This is a genomic window from Candidatus Campbellbacteria bacterium, from assembly GCA_016699465.1.
In the GTDB taxonomy this organism is placed as follows: domain Bacteria; phylum Patescibacteriota; class Minisyncoccia; order Phycocordibacterales; family EsbW-18; genus EsbW-18.
This window is the reverse complement of record CP064977.1, coordinates 360,960-381,516: the sequence shown is the minus strand read 5'-3', so window position 1 is coordinate 381,516 and position 20,557 is coordinate 360,960. Positions and strand designations below refer to the sequence as shown.

Annotated in this window: 22 protein-coding genes; 21 read left to right on the top strand and 1 reads right to left on the bottom strand. The window is 43.0% G+C overall.

Going from position 1 to position 20,557, the window contains the following annotated elements; genetic code table 11:
• Positions 1-5: 5 nt before the first annotated feature.
• The 4 genes from IPJ70_02115 to IPJ70_02100 all read left to right on the top strand — a co-directional run bounded on the left by IPJ70_02115 (position 6) and on the right by IPJ70_02100 (position 2,661).
• A complete protein-coding gene (locus IPJ70_02115; GenBank protein QQR82882.1) occupies positions 6-260 on the top strand; it encodes a hypothetical protein in 255 nt (84 codons plus the stop codon).
• Positions 261-585: 325 nt separating this feature from the next.
• Entirely contained in the window at positions 586-1,035 is a 450-nt protein-coding gene (locus IPJ70_02110; protein QQR82881.1) for a hypothetical protein, read from the top strand.
• A 404-nt stretch (positions 1,036-1,439) separates the two neighbouring features.
• Positions 1,440-2,093, top strand: a complete 654-nt coding sequence (locus tag IPJ70_02105; GenBank protein ID QQR82880.1) for a hypothetical protein — start codon at positions 1,440-1,442, stop codon at positions 2,091-2,093.
• 151 nt (positions 2,094-2,244) lie between these two features.
• Positions 2,245-2,661, top strand: coding sequence for a DUF1761 domain-containing protein (locus tag IPJ70_02100; GenBank protein ID QQR82879.1), 417 nt, complete (start codon positions 2,245-2,247; stop codon positions 2,659-2,661).
• Here the strand turns inward: IPJ70_02100 and IPJ70_02095 are convergent.
• Positions 2,658-3,293, bottom strand: coding sequence for a ComF family protein (locus tag IPJ70_02095; protein ID QQR82878.1), 636 nt, complete (start codon positions 3,291-3,293; stop codon positions 2,658-2,660). The genes IPJ70_02100 and IPJ70_02095 overlap by 4 nt on opposite strands.
• 89 nt (positions 3,294-3,382) lie before the next feature.
• On the opposite strand from IPJ70_02095, the gene pilM reads away from it, so the two are divergent.
• From pilM to IPJ70_02010, 17 genes are all read left to right on the top strand, one after another.
• A complete protein-coding gene (gene pilM, locus IPJ70_02090; protein QQR82877.1) occupies positions 3,383-4,510 on the top strand; it encodes a type IV pilus assembly protein PilM in 1,128 nt (375 codons plus the stop codon).
• 221 nt (positions 4,511-4,731) lie between these two features.
• The gene (locus IPJ70_02085) at positions 4,732-5,430 is read left to right on the top strand and encodes a hypothetical protein (protein QQR82876.1); all 699 of its coding nucleotides are present in this window, start codon (positions 4,732-4,734) and stop codon (positions 5,428-5,430) included.
• Positions 5,431-5,440: 10 nt separating this feature from the next.
• Positions 5,441-5,989, top strand: coding sequence for a type 4a pilus biogenesis protein PilO (gene pilO, locus IPJ70_02080; protein ID QQR82875.1), 549 nt, complete (start codon positions 5,441-5,443; stop codon positions 5,987-5,989).
• A gap of 6 nt (positions 5,990-5,995) precedes the next feature.
• A complete protein-coding gene (locus tag IPJ70_02075; GenBank protein QQR82874.1) occupies positions 5,996-6,349 on the top strand; it encodes a hypothetical protein in 354 nt (117 codons plus the stop codon).
• A gap of 26 nt (positions 6,350-6,375) precedes the next feature.
• On the top strand, positions 6,376-8,175 hold the full coding sequence (locus IPJ70_02070; protein ID QQR82873.1) for a type II/IV secretion system protein: 1,800 nt from the start codon (positions 6,376-6,378) through the stop codon (positions 8,173-8,175).
• A 9-nt stretch (positions 8,176-8,184) separates the two neighbouring features.
• The gene (locus tag IPJ70_02065) at positions 8,185-9,258 is read left to right on the top strand and encodes a PilT/PilU family type 4a pilus ATPase (protein QQR82872.1); all 1,074 of its coding nucleotides are present in this window, start codon (positions 8,185-8,187) and stop codon (positions 9,256-9,258) included.
• Between the two features lie 199 nt (positions 9,259-9,457).
• Complete coding sequence (locus tag IPJ70_02060) at positions 9,458-10,663, top strand: type II secretion system F family protein (protein ID QQR82871.1); 1,206 nt, start codon at positions 9,458-9,460, stop codon at positions 10,661-10,663.
• Positions 10,664-10,915: 252 nt separating this feature from the next.
• On the top strand, positions 10,916-11,371 hold the full coding sequence (locus IPJ70_02055; protein QQR82870.1) for a type II secretion system protein: 456 nt from the start codon (positions 10,916-10,918) through the stop codon (positions 11,369-11,371).
• Positions 11,372-11,593: 222 nt separating this feature from the next.
• On the top strand, positions 11,594-12,409 hold the full coding sequence (locus IPJ70_02050) for a prepilin peptidase (GenBank protein ID QQR82869.1): 816 nt from the start codon (positions 11,594-11,596) through the stop codon (positions 12,407-12,409).
• 53 nt (positions 12,410-12,462) lie between these two features.
• Positions 12,463-13,113: a type II secretion system protein gene (locus IPJ70_02045; protein QQR82868.1), complete on the top strand. Its 651-nt coding sequence runs from the start codon at positions 12,463-12,465 to the stop codon at positions 13,111-13,113.
• A gap of 118 nt (positions 13,114-13,231) precedes the next feature.
• The gene (locus tag IPJ70_02040; GenBank protein QQR82867.1) at positions 13,232-13,762 is read left to right on the top strand and encodes a type II secretion system protein; all 531 of its coding nucleotides are present in this window, start codon (positions 13,232-13,234) and stop codon (positions 13,760-13,762) included.
• A gap of 59 nt (positions 13,763-13,821) precedes the next feature.
• On the top strand, positions 13,822-14,400 hold the full coding sequence (locus tag IPJ70_02035; protein ID QQR82866.1) for a hypothetical protein: 579 nt from the start codon (positions 13,822-13,824) through the stop codon (positions 14,398-14,400).
• Positions 14,401-14,544: 144 nt separating this feature from the next.
• A complete protein-coding gene (locus IPJ70_02030) occupies positions 14,545-15,753 on the top strand; it encodes a LamG domain-containing protein (GenBank protein QQR82865.1) in 1,209 nt (402 codons plus the stop codon).
• 75 nt (positions 15,754-15,828) lie between these two features.
• Positions 15,829-17,838: an NAD-dependent DNA ligase LigA gene (gene ligA / locus IPJ70_02025; protein ID QQR82864.1), complete on the top strand. Its 2,010-nt coding sequence runs from the start codon at positions 15,829-15,831 to the stop codon at positions 17,836-17,838.
• A gap of 12 nt (positions 17,839-17,850) precedes the next feature.
• Positions 17,851-18,138, top strand: a complete 288-nt coding sequence (gene gatC, locus IPJ70_02020; protein ID QQR82863.1) for an Asp-tRNA(Asn)/Glu-tRNA(Gln) amidotransferase subunit GatC — start codon at positions 17,851-17,853, stop codon at positions 18,136-18,138.
• Entirely contained in the window at positions 18,135-19,571 is a 1,437-nt protein-coding gene (gene gatA, locus IPJ70_02015; protein QQR82862.1) for an Asp-tRNA(Asn)/Glu-tRNA(Gln) amidotransferase subunit GatA, read from the top strand. The genes gatC and gatA overlap by 4 nt, the downstream gene beginning before the upstream one ends.
• Before the next feature lie 74 nt (positions 19,572-19,645).
• A complete protein-coding gene (locus tag IPJ70_02010; GenBank protein QQR82861.1) occupies positions 19,646-20,542 on the top strand; it encodes a hypothetical protein in 897 nt (298 codons plus the stop codon).
• Positions 20,543-20,557: the final 15 nt, after the last annotated feature.

Genomic DNA, 20,557 nt, shown 5'->3' with positions numbered 1-20,557 from the left:
CCACTATGACAACACCACAAAAAGAAGCCCTGAAGCACCTTGCGATCGTGTTCTTTTACTCCGCAGTATCAGCAATCCTGCCGATACTGATAGCCTATGCCGAGAATGACCCCCGTTGGGCATTATTGATCCCGGTGATCAATGCCGGGTGGTATTCGGTAACCCGATACCTCAAAGAACAGAGATTAATCGAGGATGCCCGAGGAAGCTGCGGCCAGCGCTCGCCCACCTGCCCTGCGAAAGCCGGAACGTCAAAATAGGCCGGATTTTCCTTGTAAATTCGCCTTAAATCACGTACAATTTTATCAACACGAGTGTAATGAAGCGACCTAATAGGTTCTAACTTCGGGACATCGTCACCGCAAAACAAGGAGCGCAATACGTATGTATTGCGCGACTTTGCTTTTTGCAAGAGAGGGAGGGATTCGAAAGTGGGCACGGATACGCGTTCAGTAGAACGTGTCGTGCGAACAGGGCTGAGCGGAGCGAGGAGCGACGGCGACGAGTGAGCGCTTGGCCGAATCACGTTCACCCAATAAAAAGACACCCACTCGTATGGGCGTTCTTTTTTGCTATACTATCCGTATGTTATTTAAAAAATTATATTCCCTTGGGGACAAACTTGAAGATACAGTGCGTGTCAAACTGAGTCATTATCCAATTGTGTATGCTTTTATAGGTGGAACGGGAATTGTTATTTTTTGGCGAGGTGTGTGGCATACGATGGATACCTTCATGGAATTCTTTTTTGTAACTGGCGCCAGTGTTTCAAGTACAAGTATATCGCAATTGCCATGGTGGGATGGTCCATTGTCGATAGCCATCGGGACGGTCTTGCTTCTTATGGTGGGATTATTTGTTACAAGTTTTATTGGTAACGAAATTATTATTTCTGGATTGAAGAAAGAAAAAAAGATAGTCGAAAAGACCGAAGAGGAGATACAAGACGATTTGGCAGAGAACTATGAGACGCAGGATGAAATTCACGAAATAAATGTCAGATCAAAAAAGATTGAGGAATTGTTGCATAAGTAATATAAAAAGTCTGGGTGTGTGGTATACAGAGTGCATTCTGTCATGTACGAACTATTTGAAAAAATTAGAAAAACATCCACACTAAGAATAGTGGCTGGGGTTTCACTTATTGTTTTCGGTTTTGTCCTACATTTGATACCATTGGTGCCGGGTTTGTGGGCGATTGTTATTGGGCTTGAGATTCTTGGTATCCGTTTGTTGTTGCAAAAGAAACTACACGAATGGTCTCAGACATCGCCGACATACCAGAGATTTTTTGGAAGAAAAAAGAATAAAGAATAAAGAAGACATTACAAAATAATTATTAGATAAATTACGTCGCGCGTTGTGTCACACCTCAATTGGCGGTACGTGACATGATTTCGTACAATCAACAATTGTGCGACGCGATTTTGTAAAATCGTATGGAAGAAAATACAACAAATACGCAAGTTTCTGGAAGTTCTTCGAAAGGAGGAAAGAAAGGTCTTATTATTGGAATTGGTATCGTAGTGCTTCTGGTTGGGGGATTTATGTTTTCTCGAGGAAGGTCGCCTCTTGGTGGACCTCTCGGTGGTTTAGATGGTATTTCGTCACTTAGTGATTTGATGTCTCGCGGAACACCAGCGAAATGTCAGTACTCAATGGCGAGTGAGGGTTTTGAACAAACAAGTACGGTGTATTACGACGGAAAAAAGATGTACATGGAAAATGCGTCAATGATGGGCGGTAAGAAAGTGCAGTCAAATATGCTTATTGATGGCGAATTTCAGTACATGTGGTCTGATGATGGTACACGACAGGGATTAAAAATGGCTGTTGTGAAGGATGCACCAGCACCATCAGAAAATATTCCAACAGGACAAGCGTCACAAGTTGATTTTGGAAAGAATCTTCAAATGAAATGTGATCGTTGGTCTGGTGATGATGGTGTTTTCACACCTCCATCAGATGTTACATTCGTAGATTTATCTGATCTAGGAAAAAGTTTTGGCGCACCAAGTTCTATGTGTGGTTCGTGTTCTGCACTTACGGGGGAGGACAAAATTCAGTGTGAAGCAACATTTTGTCAGCAGTAGGTGGCTTTACATTTTTACGTGAGTAAACAGGTGTCCTGCATGCAGGACACCTGTTTATGTAGATAGTGCATTTGCTATACTGATAGTAAGGTCAGCAAAGAGTATTAAATATATTTTTTGACATTTGATATTAGCAATTAATTGCTTGTATATGTATATAAATTTTCTAGCAGTTTTTCTAGCAGGAGGTGTGTCTCTTTTTCTTGCGTGGGCATGGTACAGTAATTTTCTTTTTGGTCGTCAGTGGCGGGCACTCAGCGGACTTCCGGATGAGTACCATCAACAAATGGCAACTGATAAAAAAATGATGGCACAAACAATGTTGATATATTTTGTCGGGCTTGTTTTGATGGCAGGCGTTTTGGCACGTGTGTTGTTTTACATGGGGGCATATGGGGTTATGGATGGTATAACAACAGCGTTCTGGATGTGGATTGGATTTGTTGCACCGTGTATGTTGGGAATGAAACTTTGGGAGCGAAAAACATGGGCATATTACTTCATCAACGTTGGATACGTGTTACTCGCACTCGTTGTGTCTGGTGTTATTCTCATGCTTTGGCACTAGTGTGCGACAGCAAGATAGTGAATGAGTCGCGCACCTGCTGCGTATAGTACTCGCGAGGCTTCGCGGAGTGTCGCACCGGTGGTGATGACGTCATCAATAAGAATGATTGTTTTTCCTTGAATGGCCGCATTGTCGGATACGGTGAATGAGCCAATACTATTTTTGAGTCGTTCTATTTTTCGGAGCGTGTGCGTTTGGTGTGTGTGCGATGGTGTCATGAGAAGGGAATGTGGTGAAAAGACAAACGCGCGCACGTCGGCATATTTTAAAAAGCCTTCTGCAATGTGTTCTGTTTGATTGTATCCGCGCACTCGACGATGTCGTTTTGAAAGTGGGATAGGAATAACGAGCCACGGGGTTCCGTTGAGTAAACTTTCAGTTGAAAGTTCTTCTCCAAACGTGTACCACAACAGTTCACCAAAAAGAACACAGAGATCTGTCCGATTTCTGTATTTTGCTGCATGAAGTGCACTTCGTACGAATGGATCACGGTACGCGTAGAGAATGTGGCTATGGGGAAGGTTTGGTGGGTCTCCGTTAGTGTAGAGACGCGCATACGATGTAATTGTTTCAGGGGTGGCCTCCTCGGCAAGACGTCTCGAAAATGCGTCACGAGAGAAGATAATGCCCAAACATGCATGTATACAGCGTCGTAAAAGAGGTATTACGGTGTTTTTCATGCGAGGGAAATGCTATACTACAAACATAACGAACGGATAAAATGTCCCCTTTTTCAGATATACTCAAAAACATTACAGGCGACCTCTTTAAACCAAAAGGGGGAAGTGTCATTGGGCTTGATGTGAGCTCATCAACAATAAAAGTCGTCCAACTTGGACGAAAGCATGGCCGTGCTGTTCTTGAAACGTACGGTGAGTTGGCGCTTGGTCCGTACGCTGGAGTTGATTCGGGGAAGGCGACAAATCTTTCAGCCGAAAAACTTGGTGAAGCGGTTGCGGATTTGATGAAAGAATCAAAAGTAAGCACTAATTTATGCGGCGTGGCTATTCCACTATCTGCAAGTTTAATTAACGTGATTGAAATGCCTGATGTCGGCGAAGCGCGATTGCACGAGATGGTTCCTATTGAATTGCGCAAGTATGTTCCTGTAAGTATCAACGAAGTGATGATTGATTGGCGCATTGTTCCAAAAGTTGAAGCACAAGATAGAACAGAGCAGCCTGTCGATGATACAAAAATAAAGAAAGTTGAAATATTGGCAGTTGCTATTCACAAAGAAACGATTGAAAAATATAACACTGTTGTGCAGAAGGCGAATTTGAACGCAAGCTTTTTTGAAATTGAAGTGTTCAGTACCATTCGTGCCGCTCTTGAAGAAGAGTTGGCACCAACAATGATTCTTGGATTAGGTGCAGCAACAACCAAAATTTATATTGTAGATAGAAAAGTGCTTCGTGAATCTCACGTGATTAGTCGAGGTTCTCAAGAAATAACACTTGCTCTCACAAAAGGGCTTGGTATCGATGAAAAGAAAGCAGATGAAATGAAGCGCACATATGGGGTGATTAAGGAGGGTCCAAATGCTGACGTTGGTCAGATCGTGTCCATTGTTGTTGATTCGATTTTCGCGGAAGCACAGCACATTATGTTGTCATACCAGCGTAAACATGCACGCAATATTGGTAGGGTTATTTTGACTGGTGGAGGGGTGGTCATTCCTGGGATGAACGAACGTGCGCGGGATATTTTTCAGGCAGATATTTCTGTTTCAAATCCGTTTAGAAAAGTTGAGTCGCCAGCATTTCTCGAGGAGGTGTTACGTAAAGTGGGTCCTGAGTTTGATGTTGCTGTTGGTGTTGCATTACGACGACTTGAAGAGCAGGGATAGGTATGAACGTTGCTCGTGACGAAAGGGAAGAGAAATAAAAGTGTATTTATTTTTATTTCCGAGTCGAGGAGCTGGAGTAGGTACAAGTATGGTTTATACACAGTGATAGTCGTGCATGAGGGCTTCGTAGTTTATACTATATCTGTAGTGTGTTTATATCTTCCAAATCTCTCAAACCAATCACCAATCTCTCGCTCCTAACTCACAACCTCTACTATATTATGGCAGAACAATTTCAAACATCATTCATTCCCAAAAAGGTAATTGAGCAAAAAAGTAGCAGTGTTTCTGGTTCAGGAATACTTATGGTGATTAGTGGTGTCATGCTTGTACTTTCGCTACTCTCTATTGGTGGTGTTTTGTTATATGAAAAATATCTTGCGAGTGCATTGGTGGGTAGAAAAGAAAGCTTACAAAAACAACGTGATTCGTTTGCCCCAGAACTTATTCGTGACATGGCGCGTCTAGATCGAAAATTGACCGTGGCACAGACATTGTTACAGGACCACGTATCGGTCTCTGGTATTTTTGAATTACTCCAAGAGTTAACACTTAAAACGGTTCGCTTTACAAATCTCTCATACATACAAACTCCCGAAGGAATAGCAATTAAGCTTCAGGGGGAAGGGCAATCATTTTCATCAGTTGCGCTGCAGTCAGATGAGTTTGGAAAAAGTAGTTCGTTGAGTGAATCTGTGTTCTCTAATTTTCAATTAAACGATCGAGGTAATGTTAATTTTGCAGTTTCTGCCATCGTGAATCCGTCCGTTGTTTCTTTTGTTGATCGAAAAGAGCGAGGTGCTGGCGCAGCGCAGGTTTCAATACCAGTAACCGAACCTGCTCCAGTTGCAGTTACAACAGCCGCGTCATCGAGTGCAACAACAACGTCGCAGGGAGCAGAAACAGTCATTGGTGGGTAATATACAAATTATGCGTTTTATTTCAAGCATCATTTTCATACTTCTTTCCCTTGGTATCTTTTTTGGTTTTACCAACGGTAGATATGTTGCAACAAAAAGTGTTCGCACAGAAATTGCACAGTACGATGACGCATTGGCAAAAGCGGCAAGTCTTGCAACGTTACGGGATTCACTCAAAGATACATATAACTCATTTTCACAAGATGAGTTACGCCGTTTGGATACACTCATTCCAGACACCATTGATACCGTTCGTCTCATTATTGATATAAATGCCATTGCGCGTAGACATGGCCTTACGGTTCTCAATATAGCAGTTGATGGTGCTACAGATGCGGGAACTAAAAAAACAGGAATAGGTCCACAAGAAAGTGCGTACGGTACTATTTCGGTTTCATTCAATGTGTCAACAACGTATGAACGATTCAAGTCATTCCTCGGGGAGCTTGAAAATAGTTTGCGGTTGATTGATGTGGATTCGGTGACACTTGGAGAAACGAATCCTATTACCGGAATAGCAACGTATTCAATTCGTGCCAAAACATATTGGCTTCGTTAAACACACATGTTTGAAAAATATAAAAAAATCATTGGTATTGTTCTCGGTATTCTCGTCTTGTTTGTTGTGTATATGGTATTTAAACCAAAGGCGGAAGCTCCTCTTTCAGCAACAACGACAGCAGCAGCGGCTCTGTCTGGTCAAGATAGTGAACTCCTTGCTTTACTTTCACAGCTCAATGCGATTAAACTCAATGGTGCATTTTTTACGGATCAACTCTTTCTTTCGCTGACAGATTTTTCAGTTAACCTTGCACCTGAACCGCGACAGCGACCAAATCCTTTTGCTCCTATTGGTTCTGATGGTGTGTCGGCGAATACACAACAAGGAACGTCGAGTGTGGCGAAAACAGGTCTGTAATACTGAGGTCTATTCATCGAACAACTATGTCTTTTTTAAATGAACTTGCACAAAAAGGTGTTATTGACGAATCGTCTGTAGGTGCTTTTGAAAAAGAGGCACAAACAACAGGAAAAAGTGTTGAGGATATTGCGCGTGCCCATGGCGTACTGTCAGAAGAAATTCTTCAGGCAAAGGGTGTGTATTTTGGTCTTCCTACAAAAGCAATTACAGCACCAATTTCATTCGAAACGCTGCGGTATATTCCTGAGGAGTCAGCTCAGCATTATCAAATTGCGCCACTTGCTATTGTAGATGGGGCACTTGAAGTTGGTATTGTTGATCCTGATAACGTTGAGGCGCGTGATGCGTTACAATTTATTGCGACAAAGATATCGATGCCCTATAAACTTTTTTTGATATCGCAAACTGATTTTGAAAATATTCTCAAAAATTATCAAGGATTGACGGGGGAGGTGACCAAGGCACTCACTGATTTGGAGACAGAGCTTAGTGAAGAAGAGGAGGAGCTGTCTCGTAAATTACAAGAAGCAGGCAAGCGAGATAAAGATACCGGCGAAACACAACTTGTTGAAGATGCTCCTGTAACAAAAATTGTGGCGACGATTCTCAAGCATGCCATTGAAGGAGATGCGTCAGATATTCACATTGAGCCAACCGCGGAAAGTGTAAAAGTTCGTTTTCGAGTTGATGGTGCGCTCTCGACAAACCTCACACTACCGCTTTCGGTACATCAAGCAATCGTCGCGCGTATCAAAATTCTCTGTAACATGAAGCTTGATGAAAAGCGCAAGCCACAAGACAATCGATTTTCGGCACGCATTGCAGGTCGTAAAATAGATTTCCGTGTCTCAACATTTCCTGCGTACTATGGAGAAAAGGTGGTGTTGCGTATTCTCGATTCAGAAAAAGGCGTGTTGCCCCTCTCGCAGATTGGTTTTTCAGAGCGTAATCTCAAAATAATTCGCAATGCGATTACGCGACCGTACGGACTCATTCTTATTTCTGGTCCAACAGGTTCAGGAAAATCAACGACGCTCTATTCGATGTTGCAAGAAGTTGACCGAGAAACACAAAACGTTCTTTCTCTTGAAGACCCAGTTGAATACAGTATTTCAGGAATGAACCAATCGCAGGTGCGTCCAGAAATTGGATACACGTTTGCGTCAGGACTTCGCACAACACTTCGACAAGATCCAGACATCATCATGGTGGGAGAAATTCGAGATAAAGAAACAGCGCAACTTGCAGTGCAGGCGGCGCTCACCGGTCACCTTGTGTTTTCAACTATCCACACCAACAATGCCATGGGTGCTATTCCACGTCTTATCGATATGGGTGTTGATCCGTTTCTTATTGGCCCAACGCTCATCTTAACAATGGCACAACGTCTTGTGCGTAAATTGTGTCCTGACTCAGGAAAGAAAATGCCAATTGATGGTGGCCTGAAATCAATGTTTGAAAAACAGTTCGCTGATTTGCCAAAAGAGTATCGTTCAGAAATACCGCCGTCGAGTGAATTTTATGGATTGCAATCAACGGATGATTGTCCAAACGGAACGCGTGGGCGTGTTGCTGTTTTTGAAGTTGCTGAAATGACCAAAGAACTCGAGCACATTATTTTGACGGATCCCGTTGAACCAAAATTGTTTGCCGCTGCTCGTGCACACGGTATGATTACTATGCGTGAAGATGCGCTCATGAAAAGTATGCGTGGGGAGGTACCATTTGAAGAAGTTAATACACTAGGAGGTTTGTATGATACTGCGGACGATTCGTTTGTTGACGAAAATGCACCAGAACAAGATACTCCCATGGTACAATAATACACATCTATGTCATCAAAAGAATACACACAAGAACTTTTTGATTTACTTGATATCACCGTGAAAGAGGGTGCATCAGATTTGCACCTATCCACAGGGTATCATCCAACTATTCGTGTGTCTGGAACGCTCATTCCGTTGGTAAAAAAAGAGGTATTGCAGTTGGAAGATGTTCGCGGTCTTATGGAGACGTTGTTGACGCCAGAAAATAAAGAGATTTTTTTGCGCAATAAAGAAATTGATTTTTCGTACAGTTTTAGAGATGGGGCGGCTCGTTTTCGTGGCAACTGCTCGTTTTCTCGTGGTGGTATTGATATTGTATTGCGTTTTATTCCCAAAAAGATTCGTACTATTGAAGAACTTGCTCTACCAACAATACTTGCCGATTTTGCTCGTCGCGAGCAAGGATTCTTTCTTGTGGTGGGACCTGTGGGGCACGGAAAATCAACTACACTTGCCGCAATGATTGATGTTATTAACTCTGAACGTGCTGACCACATTGTGACGATTGAAGATCCTATCGAATACATTTTTGAGCCAAAGAAGTCCATGATTAATCAACGTGAGATTCATATCGATACGGAGGATTTTCACATTGCACTCAAACAAATGTTTCGTCAGGACGTGGATGTTGCCATGGTGGGTGAGATGCGTGGACAAGAAACAATTGCAACGGCGGTTACCGCAGCGGAGACAGGACACCTGGTGCTTTCGACGTTACACACCAATAGTGCTTCACAAACCATTGATCGTATTATTGACTCGTTTCCTCCAGAACAGCAAGGTCAGGTACGTCTACAACTCGCAGGTTCTCTTATTGGTATTTTCTCGCAACGTCTTGTACAACGAGTATCGGGTGGATTGGTTCCTGCGTACGAGTTACTCATTAACACAAAGGCAACAGCAAATCTTATTCGTGAAGCACGAACACATGAAATAGATACCGTGATTGAAACAGGTTCTGAATACGGCATGATAGACATGAATCGTTCGCTTGCAGAGTTGGTGCGTCGAGGGGATATTACTGTTGAGACGGCACGCATTCATTCGCTTAATCCTGCAGTGCTCGAGAGACTCATTTAGTATGAATCCCGTTAGAAATGACTCAGTTAAGACGAACTATAATGGTATTATGCTTACGATGATCAAAATGTTAACAAAACTTTCTAATACTACGGAAACGAAAAACGTTTCCTGTTTCTAACGGGATGAAAGTAATTTTGTACATTGGCATTGGTGTTGTGATACTACTGGCACTTCTTAAAATTGGTGGATAATTTTTATGATTTTTTCTTACAAAGCATTAGATACAGACGGAAACGAAAAAAGTGGAACAATAGACGCTATCAATGATGATATTGCGATTCGGTCGTTGCAACAGCGTGGATTGGTTATTTCGTCAATTAAAGCGGTTAAAGAAGAGGGCGCGCTCGGAAAATCATTTACCTTTGGAGGAGGAGTTTCCAACAAAGACCTCGTTATTTTGTCTCGACAGGTAGCAACACTTTTTGAAGCACAAGTGTCTGCACTTCGTGTGTTTCGGTTGCTTGCCGAAGAAACAGAGAAGCCTGCACTTCGGTACGCACTCCTTGAAGTATCAAATGATTTACAGGGAGGAAGTGCTATTTCAAAAGCACTTGAAAAACATCCAAAAATCTTTTCGCTTTTTTACGTGAACATGGTTCGTGCGGGTGAGGAGTCGGGAAAGTTAGATCAAACATTTTTGTATCTCGCGGATTATCTTGATCGTATGTATGAAGTAACGTCCAAGGCTCGAAATGCGCTCATTTACCCTGCGTTTGTTATCTCGGTCTTCCTCGTCGTTATGGCGCTCATGTTTACGACGGTTATTCCAAAACTCTCAACTATTCTTGAGGATAGTGGACAAGCAATACCAGCATACACAAAGGTGGTTATTGGAATTAGTTCGTTTATGGTGAATTACGGTATCTTTTTTGTCATTCTCCTTGCACTTGGTGGCGTATGGTTGTGGAGATACATGAATACGCCAGCAGGAGATATTGCACTTTCAAGAGTAAAGATTTCTGTGCCGTATATTGGTACGTTGTATCGTAAACTCTACCTTTCGCGTATTGCTGACAACATGAACACAATGCTCTCATCGGGTATTCCCATGCTCAGGGGACTTGAGATTAGTTCGGTGGTTGTAGGTAACTCATTGTATGAAAATTTGTTGAAGGAAGCGGTTGAAAGTGTACGAGGTGGTTCGAGCGTTGCGGATGCAATGTCAGGAAGTGAGCTTATTCCAAACATCATGACACAAATGATTCGTATTGGTGAGGAGACGGGGGAGTTGGCGGGCATTCTCAAGACGTTGGCACACTTCTATGAACGAGAGGTAAAGAATGCCGTTGATACACTTGTGGATCTCATCGAACCAGCCATGATTGTGCTTTTGGGACTTGGAGTTGGTACGCTTTTGGCGTCAGTTCTTATCCCTATTTACAATATTTCAGCGGGAATGTAGGAGGGGAATTCAATATCAAATATATCCAACACCGGATTTCTTCTAAGCAGAAATCCGGTGTTTTAGAGGTCCGACATCCTTCTTGGAGGTCGGACCTCTTTCTAAACCAACTCTAATCACCAACCCCTCACTCCCAACCACCAATCTTCATTACTTTACGGTTATCCACAGTCGGGTTTCAGCTTTCCAAAATAAAGCCTATAATAAAAGAGCTTTATTAACCAAGCGTTTATTTATTAACTCGCAAAAAATATGAAGAAATTCACACGAGGTTTTACCCTCATCGAGTTGCTTGTCGTGATTGCAATCATCGGCATCCTCTCATCAGTTGTTTTGGCATCTCTTAATAGTGCACGTGAAAAGGCACGTGATGCAAAGCGTATCTCAGATATTAAACAGATTCAGTTGGCACTTGAACTCTATGCAGATTCACACGCTGGTCTATATCCGGCAGCCACGTCTTCATTGGTAACCACATACATGCCTTCATGGCCAGTTGCTCCTGCTGGATCACCTGCTGGATACCAATACGCAGGACTTGCTACAACTGGTACAGCATGTAACTCTTATCACGTTGGAGTGCTTCTTGAACAAACAACTCATACAGCACTTAACAGTGATTCAAATGCAACCGCAGGGACGGCATGTTCTGGCAGTGATGCAGATTTCAACGGAACAGCCGCTGGAGTGTACGACCTCAAGCCGTAATCTCTCTCGAAACTCTATTGCAAACAAAAACCCGCTTGAAGCGGGTTTTTGTTATGTTTCGAGGTCCGACCTCTTATTTAAAATGCTATACTATTCGTACGAGTCCCGTTAGAGATGTATCAGTTATGAATATGAACATATCTTCCCAAAAAAGTTTTTATCCGCATGCGCACAAACGTGTGATAACTACGGAAACGCGTCGCGTTTCCTATCTCTAACGGGATGGAATTTCTTTCGTTCTTCTTTATTTTTTGTCTCGGTGCAATCGTTGGAAGTTTTCTCAACGTGGTCATTCTCCGCCACAACACAGGACGTACTGTTGCGGGTCGTTCGGGGTGCGCACAGTGTGGAGAGCAGTTGCAGTGGTTTGAATTGCTTCCTCTTGTCAGCTTTCTGATACAAAAAGGGAAGTGCCGTACCTGTGGCTCAAAAATCTCATGGCAGTATCCGCTTGTTGAACTTTTGACCGCAGTGCTGTTTGTGCTGTCGTACGCAACGTTTGGAGTAGAAAACATTGTTGGTCTTGTCACCTCGTTTGTCATCTGGTCACTTCTTGTGGTTATTCTTGTGTATGACATACACCACAAAATAATTCCCAATGCGTTTGTATATGCGTTCATCGCTCTTTCGTTTGGTGCACTTTTTGTAACGAGTACCTGGATTCCCACACTTGAACTGCCAACACTCATGGACATGCTTGCTGGTCCATTGATTGCATTTCCGTTTGCATTTTTGTGGTTCGTTTCAGGAGGACGATGGATGGGATTTGGTGATGCAAAACTTTCTTTAGGTATTGGTTGGATTCTTGGAATAACAGGAGGTATTTCTGCAGTCTTTTTTGCGTTTTGGATTGGTGCCGTAGTGAGTATCGCACTTGTATGTGCTGAGCATCTACGACATTCGCATGCTCGTGCATTGTCTGACGCGCATGAACGCTTTACAATGAAGAGCGAAGTTCCATTTGCACCGTTTCTTATTCTTGGTTTTGCACTCGTCTTTTTCTGGCAGATTAATTTGATAGCGATTTTGTTGGGGTAGATAGTAGAGACTAGATACTGGAGACCAGAGACTTGTATCTAGAAATTAGAAAAATGTACACAAAAAAAACACAAAAAACTTCCAATATCCAGTATCCAATATCCAGTATCTGCCGTGCCGGGTTCACTCTCGTTGAGCTTATTGTTACGGTGAGCATTATTGCGCTTATCTCAACGGTTGTGTTGGTGCGCAATGGTCAATTTGACAACGAAGTGCTTTTAGCAGATGTTGCGTACGATGTTGCACTCTCTGTGAGGCAGGCACAAAACTATGGTATTAACGTACTTGGACAGGGCAATGAGTTCGATTTTCCATACGGTGTGTATTTTGAACCTGATATGACAACCTACACACTTTTTCAGGATAAGGCATCGACAGATTATCGCTATACTCCAGACGAAGAAACTCTTGAAACATTTACACTGGGACGCGGATTTACCGTTGCTCGTATTTGTACCGACGTATCGAGTCTTGATGCGTGTGATGTAAGTAGGATAGAGAATGCAACAATTATATTTAAGCGTCCAAATCCTGATGCAATTATTAATGCAGATGAAAAAGGCGGAAGTGCGATGGGCGCCGTTGGAATTGAGTTGGTTGCGCCACGTGGGGGCAGTCGGTTTATAGTCGTGCGCTCAACAGGACAAATTTCAGTAACGCAACTCCAAGCGGCGGAGTCGGGAGGAATAGACGTGGTGCAGTAGAAGAGGAAACGCGAAGCATGTAACAGAAAGCATGTAGCGCAAAACACGAATCATGAAAAATACAATAAACACAAGAGCACACAAACCACCTTGCTACACGTTACATGCTATACGTTACATGTCCGCTGGGTTCACGCTCGTTGAAATGATTGTTGCGGTATTCATTTTTTCCGTGGTTATGATTGTTGCATCAACATCTGTGGTGACTATGCTTGACGCAAATAGAAAAGCACAAGCTACAAAAACAGTGATGAACAATCTTAATTTTGCACTAGATTCTATGACGCGCGCCATTCGTGTGGGAACTGACTATGGGTGCGGAAGTGCAAAAACATGTCCTGACGGCTCCACCGAATTTTCTTTTATGGACAGGGACGGCAGACAGGTGACGTATGCATTTTCACAACCAAGAGGTTCGGAAAAAGGATCCATTGAAAGAGATGTGGGTGATGGAAGTGGGTTTCTTCCGGTAACTGCACCTGATGTGGATATTGATACGTTTATGTTTTACCTTGTTGGTGATGGGGCCTCCGAGCAGCCACGTGTACTGGTGATTATTCGAGGAACGGCAGGAAAGACGGAGCGAACAAAAGTGGCGTTTGATTTAGAAACACTCATTACGCAAAGATTTTTGGAGAGAGTAGAGTAGGAGAGGGCAGAACATGTAATGCGTAACGTAAAACATGTAACAAGTAGTATACATACACCATGGAACACACAGCAAATACAACACCATACAAATCATCACGCTACATGCTACGTGCTACACACTACATGTCTGCCGGGTTTACCTTCATCGAAACCGTCGTGGCCATTGCAGTGCTTGTTGTGTCAGTGGTGGCACCGCTTTCATTGGCATCACAAGGTCTCCGTACTGCTCGCTTGGCGCGTGATCAAGTGATTGCAAACTATCTTGGGCAAGAGGTTGTTGAATTTGTGAGATACAGGCGTGATACGAATGCAATTAATAACACTGTTGATTGGCTCAAGGGGCTTGAAGATTGTATGGACGGCTCCTCGTGCGCTGTTGATATTCCAAATGATACGGTTATATCGTGTAGTACTAAAGGTGCGTGTTCATTTTTACAATTTAAAGAGAGCACTGGTACGTACGGGTATTCGGGGAATGATAAAAGTGGATGGGCGGATACAAAATTTAAGCGTAGCGTTACCATAACTGAAACAACCCCCGACACAGAAGCGTCAATTACTGTTACGATTACATGGGATGATGTGTTGGTACACAGAACGTATGTGTTGCATGAGAAATTGTTTAATTGGCAATAGTACAAAAACTCAAAATCCAAAGCATAAAATCCAAAAAACATGAAACCAGAAATCCAAAATCCAAAATCCAAAAAATCTTTTTTGAGCTTTGAGCTTTTGACTTTTGATTTTTCCCATACTGGCGGGTTCACTCTCTTCTACGCCATGCTTATTTCGTCACTTCTCCTTTCCGTTGGATTGGCAATTTTTAATATTACGTACAAGGAATTTATTTTGACTGCAGGTGTACGTGAATCAGAAGGAGCATTTTATGCGGCGGACTCGGCACTTGAGTGTGCACTGTATTGGGATTACATACATGGAAATAGCGGCACCCCCGCTTTCGGGTTTTATGGTGATTCACTTGCCAGTGGGTTGGCAGGGTACTGGCGATTTGAAGAAGGGGATACAAATTTTGATAAGGCGATTGATAGTAGTGGGCAAGGAAATCAAGGTACTGTTATTGGTGGTCAAACTCGAGCAGATGGATATATTGGAAATGCACTCGCGTTTAACGGTTCAGGTGATTACATGAACGTTGGGCATGTAAGAGGACTATCGTTCTCTGACGGCGAAGAGACTTCACATACGGTAAGTGCTTGGGTGTATATCAACAACCTACCTTCAGGTGAATCAAAAGTTCCTCCGAAGGAATGGATTTTACTTATTGGCGAAGACACGAGCGGACATGGATGGACTATTGATTCAACGGGGACATTTTCTGCTGGAGATCAAAATGGTGGGACGACTGTGACAGGGGCATTGGGAACGGGTGCATGGCATCATGTTGTGATTACGTATGGTGGAAGTGAGCTTGATGGGTATATAGATGGGGAAGTATTTGATGCGAAAAAAGCTGCAAGTTTGTTTTCTGGACTGAATGGTACACAACCTCTTACGTTAGGAAAACCGTTTCCTGAAGAGGGGGATGATGTGTTTTTGGATGGTATGCTCGATGATGTTCGTATATATAACCGAGTGCTCTCTGTTGCTGAAATTGAAAAATTACATGAAGGTTCGCCACACAATGAATTTGTTCCACCAGTTCCACAGTATGTTGATAACAAGGAAGGTACTGCAGGGATTCAGTTGAGTTGTTCTGAACAGGTGATAAATGATCCGAATACGGGATGGAATACTGACGAGAAAGGACAAAATAAAGGATGGGATGTTGTTACGGATGAAAATAATCCAAACTATTCTCAAACAACATTTGATATGACGTTTAGTGATGATACGTGTGCGCTCGTAACGGTAACAAAACAAGCGGCCTCCGAAACTATTTCATCGACAGAAATTATTTCTCGCGGGTATAATACATGCTCTATGAGTAGTACTCGACGACTTGAACGAGCTCTTAAGGCGACATACTAGGGATGATTTTGGGGACGTTCGACCTCCATGTAGGAGGTCGAACGTATGTCGTTTTCAGGGTACAATGGGGCTACTATGGCGTCTAAACAGGCACAAACACACTACTACAAGCTTTTGGCAGAAGTGCAAAAACATGCTCGTTTGTACCACGAGCTCGATGCACCTGAAATAAGTGATGAAGCGTACGATGCATTAGTGCGCGAACTTTTGCAATTGGAGAAAAAGCACCCCGAGTTAAAAGGTGCTGATACGCCGACAGAAAAAGTCGGAGGCGCACCATCGGAAGCGTTTGCAAAAGTGCGTCATGAAGTTTCGCAGTATTCGTTTGATAACGTGTTTACACATGAGGAACTTATTGAGTGGGATGCACGAGTAAAACGATTCTTGGAAAAAGAAGGTGTGAAACAAAAGCCTACATACTGTGCTGAACTTAAAATTGATGGACTAAAAGTGGTACTTACGTATATAAAAGGAAAACTGGTACTTGCTGCAACGCGGGGAGATGGAGAGATTGGAGAAAATATTACGCACACAGCGCGGGTGATTGCATCGGTTCCGCATACATTACACGAAGCAATCGACGTTATCGCAGTTGGGGAAGTGTGGCTTGGTGAAAAGGAGTTGCATCGTATAAACACCGAAAAAGAAAAGCGAGGTGAACAGGTATTTGCAAATACACGAAATGCTGCGGCGGGGTCACTCCGTCAACTTGATGCATCAGTGACAGCTTCGCGAAAGTTGGAGACATTTGTGTACGATGTCGAACGTATTTCTTCTTCACATAATACAAATACACAGCTACAAGAGCTCCGGGTACTCAAAGAACTCGGCTTTTCAGTCAACCCACTTTGTGCACTATGTACAGATGTTGCGCAGATTGAAACATACTACCAAGATGCACTACGCAAACGTTCGTCGTTGCCATATCACATTGATGGTGTGGTGATAAAGGTCAACGAAAAAGAGTTGCAAGAAGCTCTTGGATTTACAGCAAAGGCGCCACGATTTGGTATTGCGTATAAATTTCCTGCCCAGCAGGTGACAACAGTTGTAGAAGATATTGTGTTACAGGTTGGACGCACGGGTGTGCTCACACCTGTTGCGCATCTCACGCCTATTCTTGTGGGTGGTGCCGTTGTGTCACGTGCGACACTTCACAATGAAGACTTCATTGCTGATTTAGACATTCGTGTGGGGGACACTGTGGTGTTGCAACGTGCTGGTGACGTGATTCCAGAGGTGGTGCAGGTATTGAAAGATTTACGTACAGGAAAAGAGAAGAAGTGGAAGTTTCCGACGCACGTGGCGTTGTGTGGTGGAGATGGTTCTGTTGAGCGTGTACCTGGGCAAGCGGCGTGGAAGTGTAAATATACAGGTTCATTTGTTCAAAACAAAAGACGATTCGAACACTTTGTTGGTAAACATGCGTTTGATATTGATGGGCTTGGAAAAGAGCAAGTAAAATTATTTTTGGAGAATGGACTCATTTCTGATTTTGCTGATATTTTCACCATTACCAAAGGAGATTTGTTGAGTTTGCCGAGATTTGCCGAAAAATCTGCGGACAACCTCATTACATCAATTGAAAAAGCAAAAAAAGTAACGCTTGCGCGATTATTGATTGGACTTTCCATTGAACACGTTGGTGAAGAAACGGCGATCGATATTGCAAAGCATTTTAAAACATTAGAAAAAATTTCAAGTGTATCAAAAGAAGAACTGGAAGCAATTGACGGAGTGGGGGAGATTGTTGCACAATCGGTATATGAATGGTTTAGGAATGCAGAAAACAAAAAACTCCTCACACAACTTTTTAAGTACATCACCATTGAGAGTGTAAAAGACGAAATACAAGGTACAAAACTAAAAGGACAAACATTCGTGCTTACAGGAACTCTTCCAACACTTTCTCGTGATGAGGCAAAAGAAATAATTCGAGCAAACGGCGGGAGTGTTTCAGGTTCCGTATCCAAAAAAACCGATTACGTAGTGGCGGGGGAGGAAGCGGGGACAAAACTCGATGAAGCAAAAAAGCTTGGTGTAAAGGTTATTTCAGAGAAGGAATTCATGTCTTTAACAGCATGATATACTGATTTTATGACTATTTCTAAAGAAGACATTGAAAAACTCGCGCAATTGGCTCGTATTGAGCTCCCCGAATCCGAGAAGGATGCGTTGGTAAAGGATATGGATAATATCATTGCCTTCGTGGATGAGCTTAAAACAGCGGACGTAAACTTAGATGATCATGCGACTGTGGGAATACCACACAACATACTCAGAGAGGATGCGCATCCACACGAGGGCGGAGAGTACACTGAGGCGCTTTTACATAATGCACCTGCGCGCGAAGGAAACTTTGTGAAGGTAAAAAACATTCTATGATTGACGTCACCACACTTTCTATTGCAGATGCACGAAAGAAACTCGACGCAAAAGAATTCACTGCGGTGGAACTTTTGGATGCGTGTCTTGAAAATATCAAAACAAAAGATGGTGAGATTCACGCGCTCCTTGAAGTGTTTGCAGATGCGCGTGACATGGCCGTGCGCGCAGATGCGATGATCGCTGAAGGGAAGAGCACACTTCTCACAGGAATTCCCATTGTCCTTAAAGACAACATGCTCTACACGGGTCACACAGCAACTGCGGGTTCAAAAATTCTTGAAGGGTACGTTGCACCATACGATGCAACGGTTGTTGTTAAACTTAAAGAAGTGGGAGCGGTGATTGTAGGTCGTGCGAACATGGATGAGTTTGCCATGGGGAGCTCAACCGAACAATCGGCATACGGGGCGACAAAAAATCCACTTGATACATCACGTGTTCCTGGAGGTTCATCGGGCGGTTCGGCCGCATCTGTTCTTTCGGGCATGGCACTTGCGTCCCTGGGCTCAGATACAGGTGGTTCCATTCGTCAGCCGGCTGCACTTTGCGGTCTCGTTGGTTTAAAGCCAACATACGGAAGTGTGTCGCGTCACGGATTGATTGCTCTCGGTTCGTCATTGGATGTGATTGGCCCATTTGGAAAAACAGTTACTGATGTTGAATCGGTGTTTAAGACAATTGCAGGAAAGGACGCTATGGATAGCACGACAGTGGATGAAAATGATTATACCCAAAGCCCAAAGCCCAAAGCTCAAAGCTCAAAGAAGATAGGGGTTCCAAGGAAATTTCTTGAAGAATACACACTTCGTAATGATGTTCAAAAGAATTTTGATGCCGCACTGAAAAAACTTGCAGAACTTGGCTATGAACTTGTTGATATTGAACTTCCTCTAGTAAAGTACTCCGTACCAACGTATTACGTTATTTTGCCTGCAGAAGCATCTTCAAACTTAGCTCGTTTTGATGGCGTGAAATATGGGCTTCATACAGAGGGCGCTGATTTGATTGCTGACTATTTTAAAACACGAGGCGCGGGATTTGGTTCTGAGCCGCGCCGTCGCATTATGATTGGGACGTATGTGTTGTCGTCGGGATATTACGACGCCTACTACAACAAGGCGAATGCAGTACGACGAGGTATCACGCAAGACTTTAAGAATGCATTTACACACTGTGATGTTATCATTACACCAACGACCGCAGGTCCTGCATTTAAACTCGGAAGTAAGGTGAATGATCCCGTGGCGATGTATCTCGAAGATATTTTTACTGTTTCATCAAATCACACAGGTATGCCAGCAATGTCGATTCCTTCGGGTACGGTTGAGGAAGATGGTGTACAACTACCTCTCGGGGTTCAGTTGATTGCACCGCACATGGAGGAGGACCGATTGTTTGCGGTTGGAAAGAAATTCTTAGGCGAGGAATAATTTCTACACTCTACACACTACATTCTATTTCTAATCACTAACCTCTAACTCTCAACTTCCAAACTCTATTATTTATGGCAGACAAAGGAAAAAAACCAGCTCCACCACCAAAAAATCCAACTGAAACACTCATTGGAATTTTTGTCATGCTTTTTTGTGTTGTGGTTGCCATTAACATACTTCAAAGCAAGTTTGCTGATGGTGGAAAGTTTAAACCAGAGGTAGTGGTGCGAAATGCTTTGTTTTCCTTTTCATCAAAAGTTACTCAATATACGCCATTGAACACAAGTGTTATAACATCTGAACGTACCGATGTGTGGGGCTCGTCTCTTCGTGATCGCATTCTTGGTGTGCATGAAAAAGGTGCTATGGGAACAATCGTTTCTGAACCGGTGCTGTATGGAAGTGATGCACTTTTTAATGTTGATTTTGAATCAAGCCCTGATGGGTGGGTGTATAGTACGAGTATAGAAAAACAACTGTCGGGATGGGTGGGGCAAGTGCGTTCTGTATTTTTGTGGGTATCTGCCATTGTGACACTGTGTGGGGCGTTCCTTGCGGTGTATTCGTGGAGACAATGGCGTCAGATTATGAAAAAACACAAAGATGATATGCGGGCACTCGAAAAGAAACTTGGTGGGGAAGACGTTTCTTCACATAATGAACGATGGGAGCGTTTGGAAAAACTTGAAGCATCAGAAAATCCAGCTGATTGGCGAGTTGCTATCATCGAAGCAGATATTCTTCTTGATGAATTAATAACGAGTATGGGGTACCACGGAGAAACACTTGGTGAAAAGCTTAAAGCGATAGAAAAAAGTGATTTTGTCACTCTTGATGATGCGTGGGAAGCGCACAAAATTCGTAATCGCATTGCACACCAAGGATCTGATTTTGTTCTGACACATCGAGAGGTAAAGCGTGTGATGTCTCTTTTCCGAAATGTATTTAAGGAATTTGATTATATATAAAATAATAGGAGTTGG